At 72.2% G+C, this 15,114-nt stretch carries 13 protein-coding genes and 1 pseudogene; 11 read left to right on the plus strand and 3 right to left on the minus strand.

The window, feature by feature from the left end; genetic code table 11:
- Positions 1-145: 145 nt before the first annotated feature.
- Positions 146-994: a LysR family transcriptional regulator gene (locus tag OG294_RS00265; protein WP_327071404.1), complete on the minus strand. Its 849-nt coding sequence runs from the start codon at positions 992-994 to the stop codon at positions 146-148.
- A gap of 94 nt (positions 995-1,088) precedes the next feature.
- On the opposite strand from OG294_RS00265, the gene OG294_RS00270 reads away from it, so the two are divergent.
- From OG294_RS00270 to OG294_RS00290, 5 genes and pseudogenes are all read left to right on the plus strand, one after another.
- Positions 1,089-1,820, plus strand: a complete 732-nt coding sequence (locus OG294_RS00270; protein ID WP_327064299.1) for an SDR family NAD(P)-dependent oxidoreductase — start codon at positions 1,089-1,091, stop codon at positions 1,818-1,820.
- 340 nt (positions 1,821-2,160) lie between these two features.
- A complete protein-coding gene (locus OG294_RS00275; RefSeq protein WP_327064300.1) occupies positions 2,161-2,436 on the plus strand; it encodes a hypothetical protein in 276 nt (91 codons plus the stop codon).
- A 262-nt stretch (positions 2,437-2,698) separates the two neighbouring features.
- Positions 2,699-3,262, plus strand: coding sequence for a dihydrofolate reductase family protein (locus tag OG294_RS00280; protein WP_327064301.1), 564 nt, complete (start codon positions 2,699-2,701; stop codon positions 3,260-3,262).
- A gap of 111 nt (positions 3,263-3,373) precedes the next feature.
- Positions 3,374-3,528 (plus strand): annotated as a pseudogene (locus tag OG294_RS00285) (IS5/IS1182 family transposase); the annotation flags it as partial.
- A gap of 97 nt (positions 3,529-3,625) precedes the next feature.
- On the plus strand, positions 3,626-4,036 hold the full coding sequence (locus OG294_RS00290) for a hypothetical protein (RefSeq protein ID WP_327064302.1): 411 nt from the start codon (positions 3,626-3,628) through the stop codon (positions 4,034-4,036).
- Between the two features lie 227 nt (positions 4,037-4,263).
- On the opposite strand, the gene OG294_RS00295 is transcribed toward OG294_RS00290, so the two are convergent.
- Positions 4,264-5,352, minus strand: coding sequence for a zinc-binding alcohol dehydrogenase family protein (locus tag OG294_RS00295; RefSeq protein ID WP_327064303.1), 1,089 nt, complete (start codon positions 5,350-5,352; stop codon positions 4,264-4,266).
- 102 nt (positions 5,353-5,454) lie between these two features.
- On the opposite strand from OG294_RS00295, the gene OG294_RS00300 reads away from it, so the two are divergent.
- The 5 genes from OG294_RS00300 to OG294_RS00320 all read left to right on the plus strand — a co-directional run bounded on the left by OG294_RS00300 (position 5,455) and on the right by OG294_RS00320 (position 12,674).
- On the plus strand, positions 5,455-6,348 hold the full coding sequence (locus OG294_RS00300) for a LysR family transcriptional regulator (protein ID WP_327064304.1): 894 nt from the start codon (positions 5,455-5,457) through the stop codon (positions 6,346-6,348).
- 163 nt (positions 6,349-6,511) lie between these two features.
- Entirely contained in the window at positions 6,512-6,862 is a 351-nt protein-coding gene (locus tag OG294_RS00305; RefSeq protein WP_327064305.1) for a hypothetical protein, read from the plus strand.
- A 158-nt stretch (positions 6,863-7,020) separates the two neighbouring features.
- On the plus strand, positions 7,021-10,572 hold the full coding sequence (locus OG294_RS00310; protein WP_327064306.1) for an AfsR/SARP family transcriptional regulator: 3,552 nt from the start codon (positions 7,021-7,023) through the stop codon (positions 10,570-10,572).
- 157 nt (positions 10,573-10,729) lie between these two features.
- Positions 10,730-11,290, plus strand: a complete 561-nt coding sequence (locus OG294_RS00315; RefSeq protein ID WP_327064307.1) for a hypothetical protein — start codon at positions 10,730-10,732, stop codon at positions 11,288-11,290.
- Positions 11,291-11,762: 472 nt separating this feature from the next.
- Positions 11,763-12,674 carry an SDR family NAD(P)-dependent oxidoreductase gene (locus OG294_RS00320; RefSeq protein ID WP_327064308.1) on the plus strand — a complete coding sequence of 304 codons (912 nt, stop codon included), beginning with the start codon at positions 11,763-11,765 and terminating at the stop codon, positions 12,672-12,674.
- 146 nt (positions 12,675-12,820) lie between these two features.
- Here OG294_RS00320 and OG294_RS00325 read toward each other — a convergent pair whose 3' ends face one another.
- Entirely contained in the window at positions 12,821-14,065 is a 1,245-nt protein-coding gene (locus OG294_RS00325; protein ID WP_327064309.1) for an FAD-dependent oxidoreductase, read from the minus strand.
- 113 nt (positions 14,066-14,178) lie between these two features.
- Between OG294_RS00325 and OG294_RS00330 the strand changes: the two genes are divergently transcribed.
- On the plus strand, positions 14,179-14,973 hold the full coding sequence (locus OG294_RS00330) for a TetR/AcrR family transcriptional regulator (protein WP_327064310.1): 795 nt from the start codon (positions 14,179-14,181) through the stop codon (positions 14,971-14,973).
- The last annotated feature ends 141 nt before the right edge of the window (positions 14,974-15,114 follow it).

The raw sequence follows: 15,114 nt of genomic DNA on the forward strand, positions 1-15,114 counted from the left end.
GCCCTCCCGCGGAGCGGAGCGGGGTTTCGGCGGGCCCAGGCGGCCGGGCACTGCCGTGTCCTGGACGGTGCCCCGGGCCAGGCGCTGGATCCGCCCACGAGCGCCGGCTGAACAACCCCGGCAACGTTCGTGGTCAACGCACGAGCTAGAGACATGTCGCAGTCCGGACAAGGTCGGCGACGGCTCTGGACCGGCTGTGCGGTGGCCAGGCGATCACGGTGGTGACTGTCGGCGCGTCCAGCACGGGCACGGCGGCGAGGTCACCGGGCAGTTGTGCTCGGCACGACTCCGGTGAGACCGCGCACGCGCGGCCGAGCGCGACAAGCTGCAACAACTGTGCGTGGTCGCGGACCTGCGGGCCGGGGCCGGGCGGGTAGGTGCCGTCGGGGTCGGGCCAGCGTGGCAGGGGCAGGTCCGGCAGCCCGGTGACGTCGGCCATCTGCACGTGGGCCCGGACGGTGAGCGGGTGCCCGGCCGGCAGGACCGCGACCTGGCCCTCCGTGCCGAGCACCTCGGTGTCGAAACCGGCCGTCGAGTCGAACGGCCGGTGCAGCAGCGCCACATCGGCCCGGCCTTCGCGCAGGAGTCGTTCCTGTTCGGCCGGACCGCACAGGATGACGTCGACGGGAACCGCGCCGGGTTCGGCGGCGTACGCGTCGAGCAGTCTCGCCAGCAGTTCTCTGGACGCGCTGGCCTTCGTGACGAGGACCAAGCCGGGAGGGCCGGTCACGGAGAGGGCGGCGCGGCGGGTCCGGCGCTCGGCGGCGTCGACCGCGTCGAGCGCCGCCCGGCCCTCGACCAACAGCACCGCGCCGGCCTCGGTCAGCGTGACCGTGCGACTGGTCCGATCCAGCAGCGCTGCCCCGAGCCGGCGTTCGAGCTGCTGGATCGCCCGCGACAAGGGCGGCTGCGCGATCCCGAGCCGCTGCGCGGCGCGCCCGAAGTGCAGCTCTTCAGCGACAGCGACGAAATATCGCAGTTCCCGGGTCTCCATACCGCCACGGTATCCCGGATCAATACCTGGACGGTATCGTTGCCCACCCGATCGGTCTTGGACTCCGCCGGGGCCGGAGAGCAGCATGGTGCCCATGAGCGAACGAACGATTGCGCTGGTCACCGGCGCCAACAAGGGAATCGGCTACGAGATCGCCGCGGGCCTGGGCGCCCTCGGCTGGAGCGTCGGCGTCGGCGCCCGCGACGATGAGCGCCGTAAAGCCGCGGTGGAGCGACTGCGCGCAGCCGGCGCCGACGCGTTCGGCGTCCCCCTGGACGTGACCGACGACGCGAGCGCGACCGCCGCCGCACGGCTGATCGAGGAACAGGCCGGACGCCTCGACGTGCTCGTCAACAACGCCGCCATCACCGGCGGCATGCCCCAGGAACCCACCCGGGTCGATCCCGCCACCATCCGAACGGTCGTGGAGACCAACGTGATCGGCGTCATCCGCGTCACCAACGCGATGCTGCCGCTGCTCCGCCGCTCCGCCTCACCGCGGATCGTGAACATGTCCAGCAGCGTCGGCTCCCTCACCCGGCAGTCAGGACCCGCTGCCGAGCAGACGGCAGGTCCGGTGTCCGTGGCGTACGCACCGTCAAAAACGTTCCTGAACGCCGTCACCCTCCAGTACGTCCGGGAGTTGAGTGGTACGAACATCCTGATCAACGTCGGCTGCCCCGGCTACGTCGCCACCGACCTCAACGGCTTCCGCGGCGTGCGCACCCCCGAACAGGGCGCGGCGATCGCCATCAAGCTCGCGACCCTGCCCGACGACGGCCCGACCGGCCAGTTCTTCGACGACGCCGGCGTCGTTCCCTGGTGATCTGCACGGCGGCGATCACCCACCGGGTGAGGCGGGTTCACCTGCGGGCCTGAACAGGTCCCTCGACTTCGGCGGGCCGTCCCGGCGAACGCTTCGGCGCCCGGGGCAGCACGCCGCACCGCTAAGGACCGCTTGTCGGCGGTGAGTTGGCGGATGCGCTGCTTGAGGGTGGCGTTCTCGGTGGTGATCCGCTGGATGGCCTCTTGGGCCCACTCGCCTTCCCAGTCACGGGCACTCCAGCCACCGCAGGTCTTCGTCATGCTGGAAGTCGGGCACTGATCCTCCGGCCTTGGCCACTGGTCGCGCCGACTGCTGCGGGGCCCTCGGTAGAGTCTGGGCAATGACAGGCAACCGGGGCCGCTGGCCAAAGATCGACCAGGATCGTGGCGTCGAGGACGTGACGCTACTCATCCTGGAATGGCTGGGCGAGCAGGGCGTGAATGCCCTGATCAGGGTGGACGCCGAGAGGGTGGCCGACAACGCGCCGGCATGGACGTTCGCCGCCAGTGGGGGCCCCTTGGCGCATGGCCTGCGTGCTGATGGGAGGAGTGTGCAGCAGTGCATGTCCGCCGCCCTGTCCAAGCTGCGCGAGGCTGGGCTGCCGGTTCCGTTTTGATCTTCGTTCACCACTGATTTCGATCACCGGCCGCCATGCGGACGGACCAGGTGTCGATGATCAGCAGGGGACGGGTGCTCTGATCGTCGGGCCCGCTCCCGTCCCCGGCAGCGCAGCATCTCCTGGGTTCGAGTGTCGACTGAGGTTTTCCCAACGAAATGATCCCGTGAGGTGACTCGGCCCAGGGAGGTCCCGCGAGCCGCGATGCGGCTGCGACGTCCGGCGGTCGTACAGTCGAACCCGTTACCGAGGAGGACTTCTGATGCGCAGTGTGACCTATTCGATGGGCGTCTCACTTGACGGCTACATCGTCGGGCCGGACGGCGGCTTCGACTGGTCGCCGCCCGACGAGGAGGTCTTCCGCTTCTGGATCGACGAGATTCGAGAGGTCGGCGTCCACCTGTTGGGGCGACGGCTGTACGAGACGATGCTGTACTGGGAGACCGCCGACCAGGATCCATCGCTCGACGACTCGATGCGCGAGTGGGCCGCGCTCTGGAAGCCGCTCCCGAAGGTGGTGTTCTCGACCACGCTGTCGGCGGTGCAGGGCCGTGCCCGCCTGGCCTCCGGCAGCGTGGCGGAGGAGATCGAGCGGTTGCGGGCCGAGCCGGGAGAGGGTGACATCGCGATCGGCGGCGCGACTCTCGCCGCCGAGGCGGCTGCGTCGGATCTGATCGACGAGTACCGGGCCATGGTCCACCCGGTGCTGGTCGGCGGTGGCATTCCGTTCTTTCCCCAGGGCCAGCGCCGGGTGGATCTCGAACTCGTCGAGACCCGCACCTTCAGCTCGAGAGTCGTCTACCTCCGCCACCGCGTGGCGCGTTAGCCGGCTCGTCCACCGAGCCCGCCGAGCCCGCCGAGCCTCGGAAGAACGGGCCGGCCGGTGACGCCCGCAACCACCAGCGGCTTCACATCGGTCACCTGTGTCGCCACGCCCGGCATCTCCCAGGCCGCCGGCTACCGCTACCTCCACGAGGGCATCGACATCTCGCCTGCCAAGCCCCGGACCTGCACGAGGCCCTGGACCGGTGCCGACGCGAGGCCATGACCCACGTGATCCCGGACGGCACCCTGATCGAGTCCGACCGGCTCGCCTGCGTCCGCGACAACGGCAACCGAATCTGGAAATGATCAGTGCGACACGGACTGGTGGCCAGGGCCTCGGGTCACGTCCAGGAAAGAGGTAACGATGCTGGTCGCCCGTTACGACGACTTCGGGTCGGGAGCCCGGTTCGACCCGGAGACCGGTGAGCTCGGCCCCGAGCGAGCCCTCGGGTCCGGGGAGCCGCCCCAGGGCCACTACGGCACCTTGAGTGGCCATCGAACAGTGCTGTACCGGGCAGCGGAGGTGCTCTGGCTACGGATGGGCGCCCTGCGGGTCGAACTCGATGGCTCCACGAAGATCGAGCATCGGGTCGTCGCCACCACATGCCTCCTGACCATCAGTCACGAGCTGAAGCTTCACTACCCTGCCCCGCAGGAGTGGGATGACCTGGGGAACGACCTGACCCCGTTCGTCGAGGCCGAAGACTTCGACTTCGGCCTCTTCATCGCCAACATTGCTCAGGATTCGGTGCGGGCAGCGCGGATCTACCACTGACCAGCCCCGGTGAGCGTCGCATCTGACTGCATATCAGTGCCTCGCCTCGTCCGGTCCGGCATCGGAACAGGTGCCCACGCCCTTCAGGCGGATGCCCCCGGGACGGGGGATCTCCCCACCCGTCCGGTGATCTGGCCCGGCGTGTCCGATCGGTTCGCATCCAGTGGGCCTGCGCGCCTGGGGGCGGTGGGCCGCGGCCGCTGAACCGGGGAGATCGCTGGGTCCTGTCAGCGAGCCGGTGGGGTGAGGATGGTGCGGTCGAACGGGCCAGCATGCGAGGCGGCGTAGGTGACGGCGTCGTTCACGGCGGTGAGGCCGAACGACCGGACCCGTTCGGGGGCGAGGTCCAGCGCGCCCGAGGCGAGGAGCCGGATGATGCCGACGTTCGCCGTACGGGGGTACATCCACTGGCCGCGCACCGTGATCGAGTTGCGCATGATCCATGGGTACGGGAGTGCGAGGTCGTCGCCGCCGAGCATGCCGACGCCTCCCATGAGAACGATGCGGCCGTACTCGCGCACGGTCATGGCCGCCGTGCGCGTCGCCGAGCTGGGTGCGCTCGGCGGGAGCAGGTCGATCACCAGGTCGATCGGGCCGTCGCCCGCCGCGGACATCGCCGCGCGGTCGCCGGCCTCGTCCCCGGTCAGCGGGACCGGGCGCACGCGTGGGCCGAATCGGTCGGCGAGGAGGTCGAGCGCGGCCCGGTTGCGGCCCGGGGCCACCACGCGGCCCGCTCCCATGGCGAGCGCGACCGCGACCGCGCTGCTGCCGAGGTTGCCGGTGGCCCCGCTGACGAGCAGCGTCTCACCGGCGGCGAGCGCGCCGGCCAGCAGCCCGCCGTACGGGATGACGTGCACGCCGAGCGCGGCCCAGCGGGCCGGGTCCTCCCCCGCTGCTGCGGGCAGCGGGAAGACGTTCTCCGTCGGGACCCGCATGAGCTCGGCGAACGATCCGTCGTGCAGGTGGCGGGCGAGCCGCGCGCCGCCCTCGCCGCGGGAGCTCCAGCCCTGGAGCGTGATGTCGGGCGTCAGGGCGTCGTCGCGCGAGCGCACGGTGCAGTCGCACCACACCAGGTCGCCGGGGCGCAGCCGGGTGGCGTCCGGGCCCACGTGGACGATCCGTCCCACGCCGCCGATCCCGGGCACGACGGGAGGGACCAGGGGGTAGTTCCGCTTGCCGCTGAAGACCTCGGCCGCGTACGGGGCCACACAGGTGGCGAGCACCTCGACCACCACCTCGCCGCCGCCGGCCTCGGGGTCGGGCACCTCCCGCACCGTGAGCGGGGCGCCGAACTGCGTCAGAACTGCTGCTCGCACGTGCTGGCCTCCGTGTTCGTCCGTGTTCGTCGCCATCGACACTAGGAGTCCGGCAGGCATGCGGGAAGCGACGATCAAGCATCTGTGGTATGCGTATACCGCATGGACATCTCCAGCACAGGCCTGCGGGTCCTGCGGCAGATCGCCGAGTCCGGCAGCTTCACCGCGGCGGCCACCCGGCTCGGCTACACCCAGTCGGCGGTCTCACGCCAGGCCGCCTCCCTCGAACGAAGCGCGGCCACCGCCCTGTTCGAGCGCCGCCCCGACGGTGTGCGGCTCACCCCCGCGGGTCTGACCCTGCTGCGGCACGCCCGCACGATCCTGGACTGCCTGACGGAGGCCGAGCGCGACCTCACCGGCGCCGTCCCGCGGACCGAACTGGTGCGGCTCGGACTGTTCCTGAGCGCGGGCGCGGCCATCCTGCCTCCCTCGCTCGCCCGCCTTGCGGCGACCGACCCGCAGATCACGGTCACGACCAGCGAGGGCACCACGCCCGCCCTGGTCCGGGCGCTTCGCGCGGGTTCGATCGACCTCGCCGTCCTGACGTCCCGCCCGCCCCACCGGCCCCTGGACGGCGAGTCGCCGCGCCTGCACGTCGAGACCGTGGTGGACACCGAACTCGTCGTGGCGGTGCCTTCGACCGGAGAGTTCGCCGGCCGCACCGCGGTGCACGTCGACGAACTGGTCGACGCGCCGTGGATCGCCACCCCGGCGTCGAACTCCGAGCCGCTGCTCGGCGTCTGGCCCGGCCTGCCCGGACGGCCGCGCATCGTCCACAGTGCGCGTGACTGGCTGACGAAGCTTCAGCTGGTCGCCAGCGGCTTCGGGGTGACAACGGTGCCCACCCGGCTCTCGCCGGTGCTGCCGCCCGGGGTGAGCCTGCTGCACGTCGAAGGCGCAGCTCCCGAGATCCGCCGGGTTCTGGTGGCACGGCTCCCCGGCCGCCCGGCCCCGGCGATCACCGCCGTCACCCGGGCAATCGTCTCGTCCGCCTGATACCCGGTGGCGGTGGCGGTGGCGGTGGCGGTGGGCGAACTGAACCCGGCACGGTCGTCACTGAGGTGCAGGAGCTCGTGTCGGTATGCCGGGACGTGCGGGCATCTCCACCGGTCCACCAGCGGCACCACGCGTGGAGAGGCGGTCCTGGCAGACTGGCACCATGACGGGGAAGCTGATGATCGTGCTCACCGACACTGTGGACGCTTCGGCCGACCGTGTGTTGGACCTCATTGCACGCCGGTTCGGCGGAGTCGTGGGGCTGGATCCGGCCCGGGTCGAGATCGACCGGGAGCACGGGCGCTTCGCCTATCAGGGCGGCTGGTGGTATCGCGGGGAGTACGAGGTCACCGAGGAGGCCGGGCGCACCCGGGTCACGCATCGAGTCTTCAACGTGGCCGGTCGGGGCAGCAGGTGGGCCGTCCCCTTGGCGAACAAGTTCTTCATCGGCTTCCGCGACCGGACCACGGCGGGCTTCCGCGAGTTGCTGCGCGAGGCCGGCCAGGACTACTGACATCGGCGCTTCACGTGTCGGTGGTGGGAGGTCGAGGGAGGGTCCGGTGCCGGTGTAGCGCCTCGGACGCCACCGCAGCGTCGACATCACCTTCGACGCTGCGCTGCCACCGGTGGGGTGGGCGAGGACGGTGCCGGCAGCGTGCCTAGGATGCTCGGATGCACTTCAGCCTGCTGGGCCCGCTCACCGTCCAGGACAGCGCCGGCCTGGCGCTCCCGCTCTCCTCGCCGAAGGCTCGGCTGCTGCTCGCGATGCTCCTCCTGCAGCCCAACGAGGCGGTGTCCCGGGACCGGTTGGTGGCGGCGCTGTGGGGAGAGGATCCGCCCGCGACGGCGAGCACCGCGCTGAACAACCAGGTCGTGCAGGTGCGCCGGGTCCTGGCGGCGGCCTGCGCACCCGGCGAGCCGTCGCGGCTGCGCACCGCCGCGCCCGGCTACCTGCTGGAGGTGCGGGACGGCGAGCTGGACGCCGCGGTCTTCACCCGCCGGCTCGACACGGCCGGGGCCGCGGTGGCCGACGGGGACTGGGCGAGGGCCGGCGCGGAGGCGGCCGCGGCGCTCGCGCTCTGGCGGGGCACCCCGCTCGTCGACCTGCCCACACTGGCCGACGCGTCGACGGCGCGGATCCACGAGCTCACCCTGTCGCACCAGCAGGCCCTGGAGTGGCACTTCGAGGCGGAACTGCAGCTCGGCCGCCACCAGGGCCTGATCCCCGAACTGACCCGGGCGGCCGCCGAGCACCCGCTGCGCGAGGCGTTCCACCGCCAGCTCATGCTCGCCCTGCACCGCAGCGCGCGGACGGCGGAAGCCCTGGACGTCCACCGCCGACTGCGCGAGGCCCTGGTCGAGGAGCTGGGGCTGGAACCGGGCCGGGCCGTGCAGGCCGCCCACCAGGAAGTCCTCGGCGGTGCCGCCCCGCAACGCGGCGGTCCTCTCGGTCGAGCGGCCGGTGGAGCACCGGCGACCTCCGCCACGGCGATCTCGGGGCTCCCCCGGGACGTGGCCTCCTTCACCGGCCGCTCGGCCGAGCTGCACCACCTGCTCGAGGCCTGCCAGGCCAGCATCACCCACGAGGCCGGCGTCATCGGGATCCACGCGGTGGACGGCATGCCCGGCGTCGGCAAGAGCGCCCTGGCGGTGCACGCCGCGCACCGGCTGGCCGCCGGGTTCCCGGACGGCCAGATCTTCCTGCCGCTGCACGCCCACACGCCCGGGACTCCGGCCGTCGAACCCGCCGACGCGCTGCTCGGCCTGCTGCTGTCGATGGGCATCGGGCCCGGGCAGATACCCGCCGGTCTGGACGCCCGGGCGAGCCTGTGGCGCAGCCGACTGGCCGGCAAGCGGATCCTGCTGGTCCTCGACGACGCCCGCAGCAGCAGGCAGGTCGCTCCGCTGCTGCCCGGCACCCCCGGGAGTCTGGTGCTGGTCACCAGCCGACGGCGGCTGCCCGCGCTGCCGGACGCCGTGCCCGTCACCCTCGACGTGCTGCCGGCGGACGAGGCCGCCGCCCTGTTCATCGCGAAGGCCGGGCGCCCCGAGCTGACGGCCCAGGACGCGGCGGTCCGTGAGCTGGTGCGCCTGTGCGGGTACCTGCCGCTGGCGCTGGCCCTGACCGCGGCCCGGCTGCGCCACCACCGGAGCTGGACGGTGGCCGACCTGCTCGCGGACCTGGGGGCGACCAGCGGCCGGCTGTCCGTCCTGCGCGCCGAGGGCCTGTCGGTGGCCGCCGCCTTCGACCTCTCCTACCGCGACCTGGCCCCCGATCAGCGCGGCCTGCTCCGGAGCCTTGGCCTGCACGTCGGCGACGACATCGATGCCCGGGCCGCGGCCGCCCTCGCCGGCACCGATCTGCGTACGGCCCGCCGGCTGCTGGAGGAGTTGGAGGACCACCACCTGATCGAGGAGCCGGTGCGCGGCCGCTACCGGATGCACGACCTGATCCGCGAGCACGCCCGCGACCTCGCCGAGAACGGGGGCCGGGACGGGGACGGGGACGGGAGCGGAAGCGGAGGCGAGGGGCCGGGCGCACGCGCGGCGGCCGTGGACCGGCTGCTGGACCACTACCTGGCCGGCGCGCAGGCCGCCGACCAGCACATCGCCCGCCACCACCCGGTGCCGCGGGGCTCCCTGGGCGCCCGCCCGGACACCGTCCCGGACTTCGCGGACCTGGCGCAGGCGGACGCCTGGCTCCGGGCGGAGCGCGTCAACCTGCACGCGGCCGTCGAGTACGCCGCCGCCCACGGGCGCCCCGAGCACGCCATCGCCCTGCCGGTGGCGATGCACGAGTTCCTGCGCGGTCAGGGCCGCTGGCACCAGTCGCGCGTGCTGCACGGCATCGCCCTCGAGGTCGCCGACCGCACCGGCGACCGGACCGGGCGGGCGGACGCGCTCACCAATCTGGGCGTACTGGACTCACTGTCCTGCGAGTTGACGCTGGCGGAGGAGCGCTACCGGGAGGCCCTCGCGCTGTACCTGGAGACGGGCGAGGGGCTCGGCGAGGCGCGCGTGCTCGGCCTCCTCGGCGACGTGCTGTACCTCCAGAACCGGTGCGAGGAGTCCGCACGCAGCAACGAGCAGTCGCTCGAACGCTACCGGGCGCTCGGCAACCGGCGGGGTGAGGCCACCGCCGGTCTGAACCTGGGGTACGTCCACTACCTGCTGACCCAGTACGACCAGGCGGTGACGCACCTGCGACCCGCGCTGGAGCTGTTCCGTGTCCTCGGCTACCGGCTCGGGGAGGCCAACAGCCTCAGCGCCCTGTCGGCGGTCCAGGAGATCCTCGGTCAGTACGAGGAGTCCGCCGCCGGCCACCGTGCGGCGTTCGCCCTCTTCCAGGGGCTGGGCAACCGCTTCGGCCAGGCGAACACGCTGTTCAGCCTCGGCACGGTGGAACAGTTCACGGGGCAGTACGCGCTGTCCGCCGAGCACCAGCAGGCGGCCGGGGAGATCTACCGCGAAATGGGCTACCAGAACGGGTTGGCGAACACGCTCATCAACCTGGGCTACGTCCTGCGCGTGACGGGTCGTTACGAGCAGGCCGAGGCCGCGTTGCGCGAGGCGCTGCACCTCGACCGGGAACACGGCCTGGTCCGCGGGGAGTTGAACGCACTGCTGCAGCTGGGCCATCTCCTGCTGGAGACCGGACGCGCCGGGACCGCCGTCGAGTACGCGGAGAAGGCGGTGACCGGTTTCGAGGAGAGCGAGCACAACCTCGGCCACGCCCGGGCACTGGCCTGCCTGGCCCTCGCGCGGCACGCGACGGGTGACCACGCGGGTGCCGCGGACGCGCTGGACCGGGCGCTGCCGGTCTCGCGCGAGCTGGCCGGTCCGGCCGAGGCGGAGGTCCTCAACCAGATCGGCCGGGTGGCGCTGCTGATGGCCCTCGACGGCAGGCCGACGGACGGCGGGCCGACGATCGTCGGTGCGCCGGCCGGTGGGCAGGCCGGGGAAGGGGCCGGGGCAGCGGTCGGGGCCGCCGAGCAGGCGTTGGCTCACCACGAGCGGGCGCTGGAGATCGTCCGGCCCATGGCCTTTCCGCTGCAGCAGGTGCTCGCGCTGGAGGGCATCGGTGCTTGCCTGTGCCACCTCGGCGACGCCGACCGCGGTCACGCCCGGCTGCGCGAGGCCCTGCGGCTCGCCGAACCGCTGGGCACGCCCGATGCCGCCCGGATCGGGGCGCACCTGGAGGGCTGCGACAGCGAACGCGGCTGACCCCTGGTCACCTCCACCGGCTCTGCCTCGCTCAGACGCTGCTTCCCATCTTCTTCTGCGGGTCAACGGCTTGGGATCGATGTGTTCGGGTGGTGCTGAGTGGCGCATCGTCACTCACGGGGGTTGACGCATGCGGAAACCCCCGTATGGTTGACGCATGCGGAAACCTATCCCGAGGGACACGATGGGCCCCATCCCGCCGACAAATCCCGGCGGCCGCCCCGAAGTCGGCCCCAAGATCGATGTTCGCCTCCCGCTCGACACTCTCCGGCGCCTCGACGACCGGGCCGGAGCTGCTGGCAAGTCCCGTGCCGACACCATCCGCACCCTCATCGACGCCGGCCTCGAACACCCTCGCACCCTCGCGGAGCTCGCCGCCGAACGACCCCTCGAACTCGTTGACCAGGTCGTCGACGGCGACCGTCCCCACGGCGTGTCCGTCCATCACAGCGGCCGCACGTTCTGGCTCTCCAGCTGCCCGGACGGATGGATCCTCGCCCACAGCAAGGACACGCACCTCATCGCCGCCCTCCAGGGCGCGGCACTGCTCGCCTTCCAGCGCATCCCCGTCAGCGAAGTGGCTCCCCATCTGCACTCCGACGAGCCCGCCTTCCCCGCCCTGGTCGCCGCCGGACGGGCCATCCTCGACGACATCGACGCACAGGAACGCCTCCTGACGCGGAACCTCAACACCATGCACTGGCCCCCCATGCTCTGAGTGCTCCTCCTCGTGCTCGGCGAGAGAGCAGCAGGTGCACGCACCGCTGCCACCGGGGGGCAAACTCATGCGGCGAGGGCAACCTCTGGCTGCGCGGTTGCCCCGGTGGTGCGCGTGCCTCGGGCGGCCTCACTGCCCGCATGGAGAAGTGGATCAGCGCGGCGGGCTCCCCACCCACACCGCGCGGCACCATGACGGCGATTCTCTTCCTGACTCCGTGACAGACGGCGCGGGTCCTTCCGGGTCCCACCTGACGCCGGCCCCCGTGAGCCAGGAGGGCCCACCAGCAACCGTCGCCGCCGCCGCCACCGGTTCTCACCGGCCCGATCCGCAGGGGCCGACGGGCGGGTCCGACCCGAGCGACCGGGTGATCAGCGACCGGGTCCGGCGAGCAGGGGCGGCGGCGCCATCCGGCGACCGATCCCGATCGCCGGATGGCGCTGACTTGTTCAGGGATCCCTGATGGCCGATCATGATGATCAACCCTTGCCGTTACCCGGTCCTGTTGCCTGCGCCTCGGACCCGACACCGGAGTTGCGTTTTGAAGAGTCTGCACCGCAAGGTCGCCATCGTCACCGGGGCGACAAGCGGCATTGGAGCCCGTATTGCGGAGGTGTTCGCCGCCGAGGGCGCCCACGTCGTCCTCGCCGGGCGCCGCGAGCGGGAGGGACAGCAGCGGGCCGCGGCACTGGGCGAGTCGGCGACCTTCGTGCGCTGCGACGTGTCGGTGGAGGCGGACGTGGAGGCACTGGTCGCCCACGCCGTCGAGCGCTACGGGCGGCTCGACATCATGGTCAACAATGCAGGCGGGCCAGGGAACATGGCGTCGGTCACCGACTTCGACCCGGCCGTGTTCGCACGGACGCTGGCGGTCCATGTCACGGGCGTCATGCTGGGCATCAAGCACGCCGGACGGCAGATGGCCGCCCAGCGCTCGGGAAGCATCATCAATGTGGCGAGCCTGGCGGGAAAGATCGCCGGCTGGTCCGGCCTGGACTACTCGACCGCCAAGGCCGCGGTGCTCCACCTGACCCGGTGCGCGGCGGTGGACCTGGGTGAGCACGAGGTTCGCGTGAACAGCGTGTCCCCCGGTTTCGTGCCGACCGGCATCTTCGCCAAGGGCGCCGGAGCCGACGCATCGGCTGCTGACGCCACGGCCGCTTCGGTAGCCGAGGCGTTCAAGCCACTGCTGGACTCCAGCCAACCGATCCCCGGCACCGTCCGGACCGACGACGTGGCCGCTGCGGCACTGTGGTTCGCCGGCGACGCCAGCCGTCTGGTCACCGGGCAGGACCTCGCGGTCGACGGTGGCATGACGGCCGGGCGCCCCGCCGCCGTCTCGCGAGCCGAACGGACCCGCGTGCGCGACACACTCTCCTCCTGACCCCGAGGGAGCACGCCGACAACCCACCGGGATCGTCGCGCGGTTGGCCGAGTCCGGCTCGTAGGCGGGGGGCGGGAGTGGGGGCGGCAGGAACCAGGCCGCAGCAGCGGCCCTCCCCGGCGAACGCCGCCCGGCCACCGCATCGGCTACTGCGCCGCCTCTGCCCCCACCGGGGAGCGTCGGGCGAAGGCCGGGGCGTGTTCCGGTCGCGGCCCCACGGCGATCAGCCGCGAGACGAGGTGGCGGAAGGCGGGCAGGTGGCGGGCGGCCAGGACCACCGGGCCGGGCGCAGTAGTACGGCTGCCCCGCAGCACCGGGACGAAGAAGGACTGCTGCAGCATCAGCTGCAGCCGCTGCATGATCATCATCGGTCCCCGGCGCCGGCGCTGGACCCTGGCCAGGTCGGCGGTGGTCAGCCGGCCGCGTCGCAGCGGCTCGGCGAGCAGGGCGGCCGTTGCGACGGCGTCCTGGATCGCGAGGTTGATCCCCACTCCGCCGGCCGGGGACATCGCGTGCGCAGCGTCGCCGATGAGCAGCAGGCCGTCGGTGTACCAGCGGCGCAGCCGGTTGAGCCGGACCTCCAGCAGGTGGACGTCGTCCATGCTCGACAGGTGGTCGACCCGGTCCGCGTAGCGGGGCATCAACTCGGCGATCCGCGCCCGGAACCGTTCGATGCCTTCGGCGCGCAGGCGGGCGTCGGACCCCTTCGCGGTGGAGTAGGAGATCTGGAAGTAGTCGTTCCTGGTGAGGCTCAGCGCGAAGGCTCCGGTCCCGAAGGAGGGGATCAGCCTGCTCTCCTCGGCCTGCTCCTCGGGGTGCCTGGGCAGCCGCAGCCACCAGGTGTCGAAGGGGACCGGGAGCTCCTCCGGCACCAGGCCGGCGTCCTGCCGCAGCGCGGAGTGGCGGCCGTCGGCGGCGACGGTGAGGTCGGCCCGGAGCTCGCCCTCCTCTCCGTCGCGGGTGCGGTAGCGGACGCCGACGACCTTGCCGCCCTGCCGGAGCAGTCCGGTCGCCTCGGTGTTCATCCGCAGGGTGAAGGCGGGTTCGCGGCGGGCCGTTTCGGCGAGGAGGTTGAGCAGGTCCCACTGCGGGACCATCGCGATGTAGTTGTACGGCGCGGGCAGGCGCGCGAAGTCGGTCATCCGCACGCGTCGGCCGTCCGAGACGGGCAGCTCCATGTCGCCGAGCCTGCTCTGCGGCAGCGCGGCGAACTCCCGGCCCAGGCCGAGTTCGTCCATTAAGCGCACGGTGGAGGCGTGGACGGTGTCGCCGCGGAAGTCGCGCAGGAAGTCGGCGTGCTTCTCCAGCACCGTGACCTCGACGTGGGCCCGTGCCAGCAGCAGGCCCAGCATCATGCCGGCCGGTCCACCCCCCGAGATGACGACAGTCATGGCTCCCTCCCATCGTTTGCGAGTGCATCGGTCCAGGAGCGGGATTCCGCCTGGAACTTTCTTAGACAGTGTCTCTGGAACAGTGTCAGGCGTCAAGCAGTACCATGGTCCACATGTCGAAGCATGATCAGCTGCAGGACCTGGTGGCTGCCGCCCTCGCGGAGGCGCGCAAGCGCGGCACGGACGTCGCGGACCTCCCGCTGACGGCGATCGCCACGGCCGCCGGAGTCTCGCGCAGCACGCTGCTGCGCAGGCTCGGCGGCTCCCGGGGCGCGCTGGACGAGGCGGTGCGACAGTCCGGCGTCGATCCTGGCGGCCGGCCGCCGGTGCGCGAGCGCGCGATCGAGGCGACGGCCCACCTGGCGGCCGAGCTCGGCCTGGGCGCGGTGACCCTGGACGCCGTCGCGGAGCGGGCCGGGTGCTCACTGCCCAGCCTGCACACGGTGTTCGAGGGCCGGGACGGCCTGCTCGCGGCGGTCTACGAGCGGTTCGGCCCCCTGACCGAGCTGGAAGCGCTCGCCGCCGACCCGCCCGAGCAGCTGGAGGACACCGTGCGGGAGCTCTGCCACGCCGTGGTCACGGCGTTCCAGCGTGAGCCCCGGGTCATCCCGGCCCTCTTCGCGGACCTCTTCAGCCGGCCGGACGGACCCGCCGCCCACGCCATGCGGGGCTACTACCCGCGCCTGTACCACTGCCTCGACCGGCTGCTGCTCCCCCACGTGACGGCGGGCCGGCTGCGCGAGATGCCGCTGCCGCTCCTGACGCACCTGCTGCTGGGACCGATCCTCGCCCACCTGCTGCTGCGGCCCGTCATCGGACCCACCATGGGCAGCGACCTGCCGCCGGTGGAGGAGGTCTGCGAACTCTTCACCGAGACCTACCTGCGCGCCCTCGCGCAGGTGCAGTAGCGCCCGGGCGCTACTGAGTGCAGTAGCGCCCGGGCGCGGCGGGTCCCGCCCACCCGGCGTTCTGCCGCTGCGGCCCGTGCCGAGGCGGGCACCGGCGCCGGATCGGACACACCGCCGCGAAGGCCGCGTTCGCCGACAGCA

The organism is Kitasatospora sp. NBC_01302, from assembly GCF_035976515.1.
Lineage (GTDB): Bacteria > Actinomycetota > Actinomycetes > Streptomycetales > Streptomycetaceae > Kitasatospora.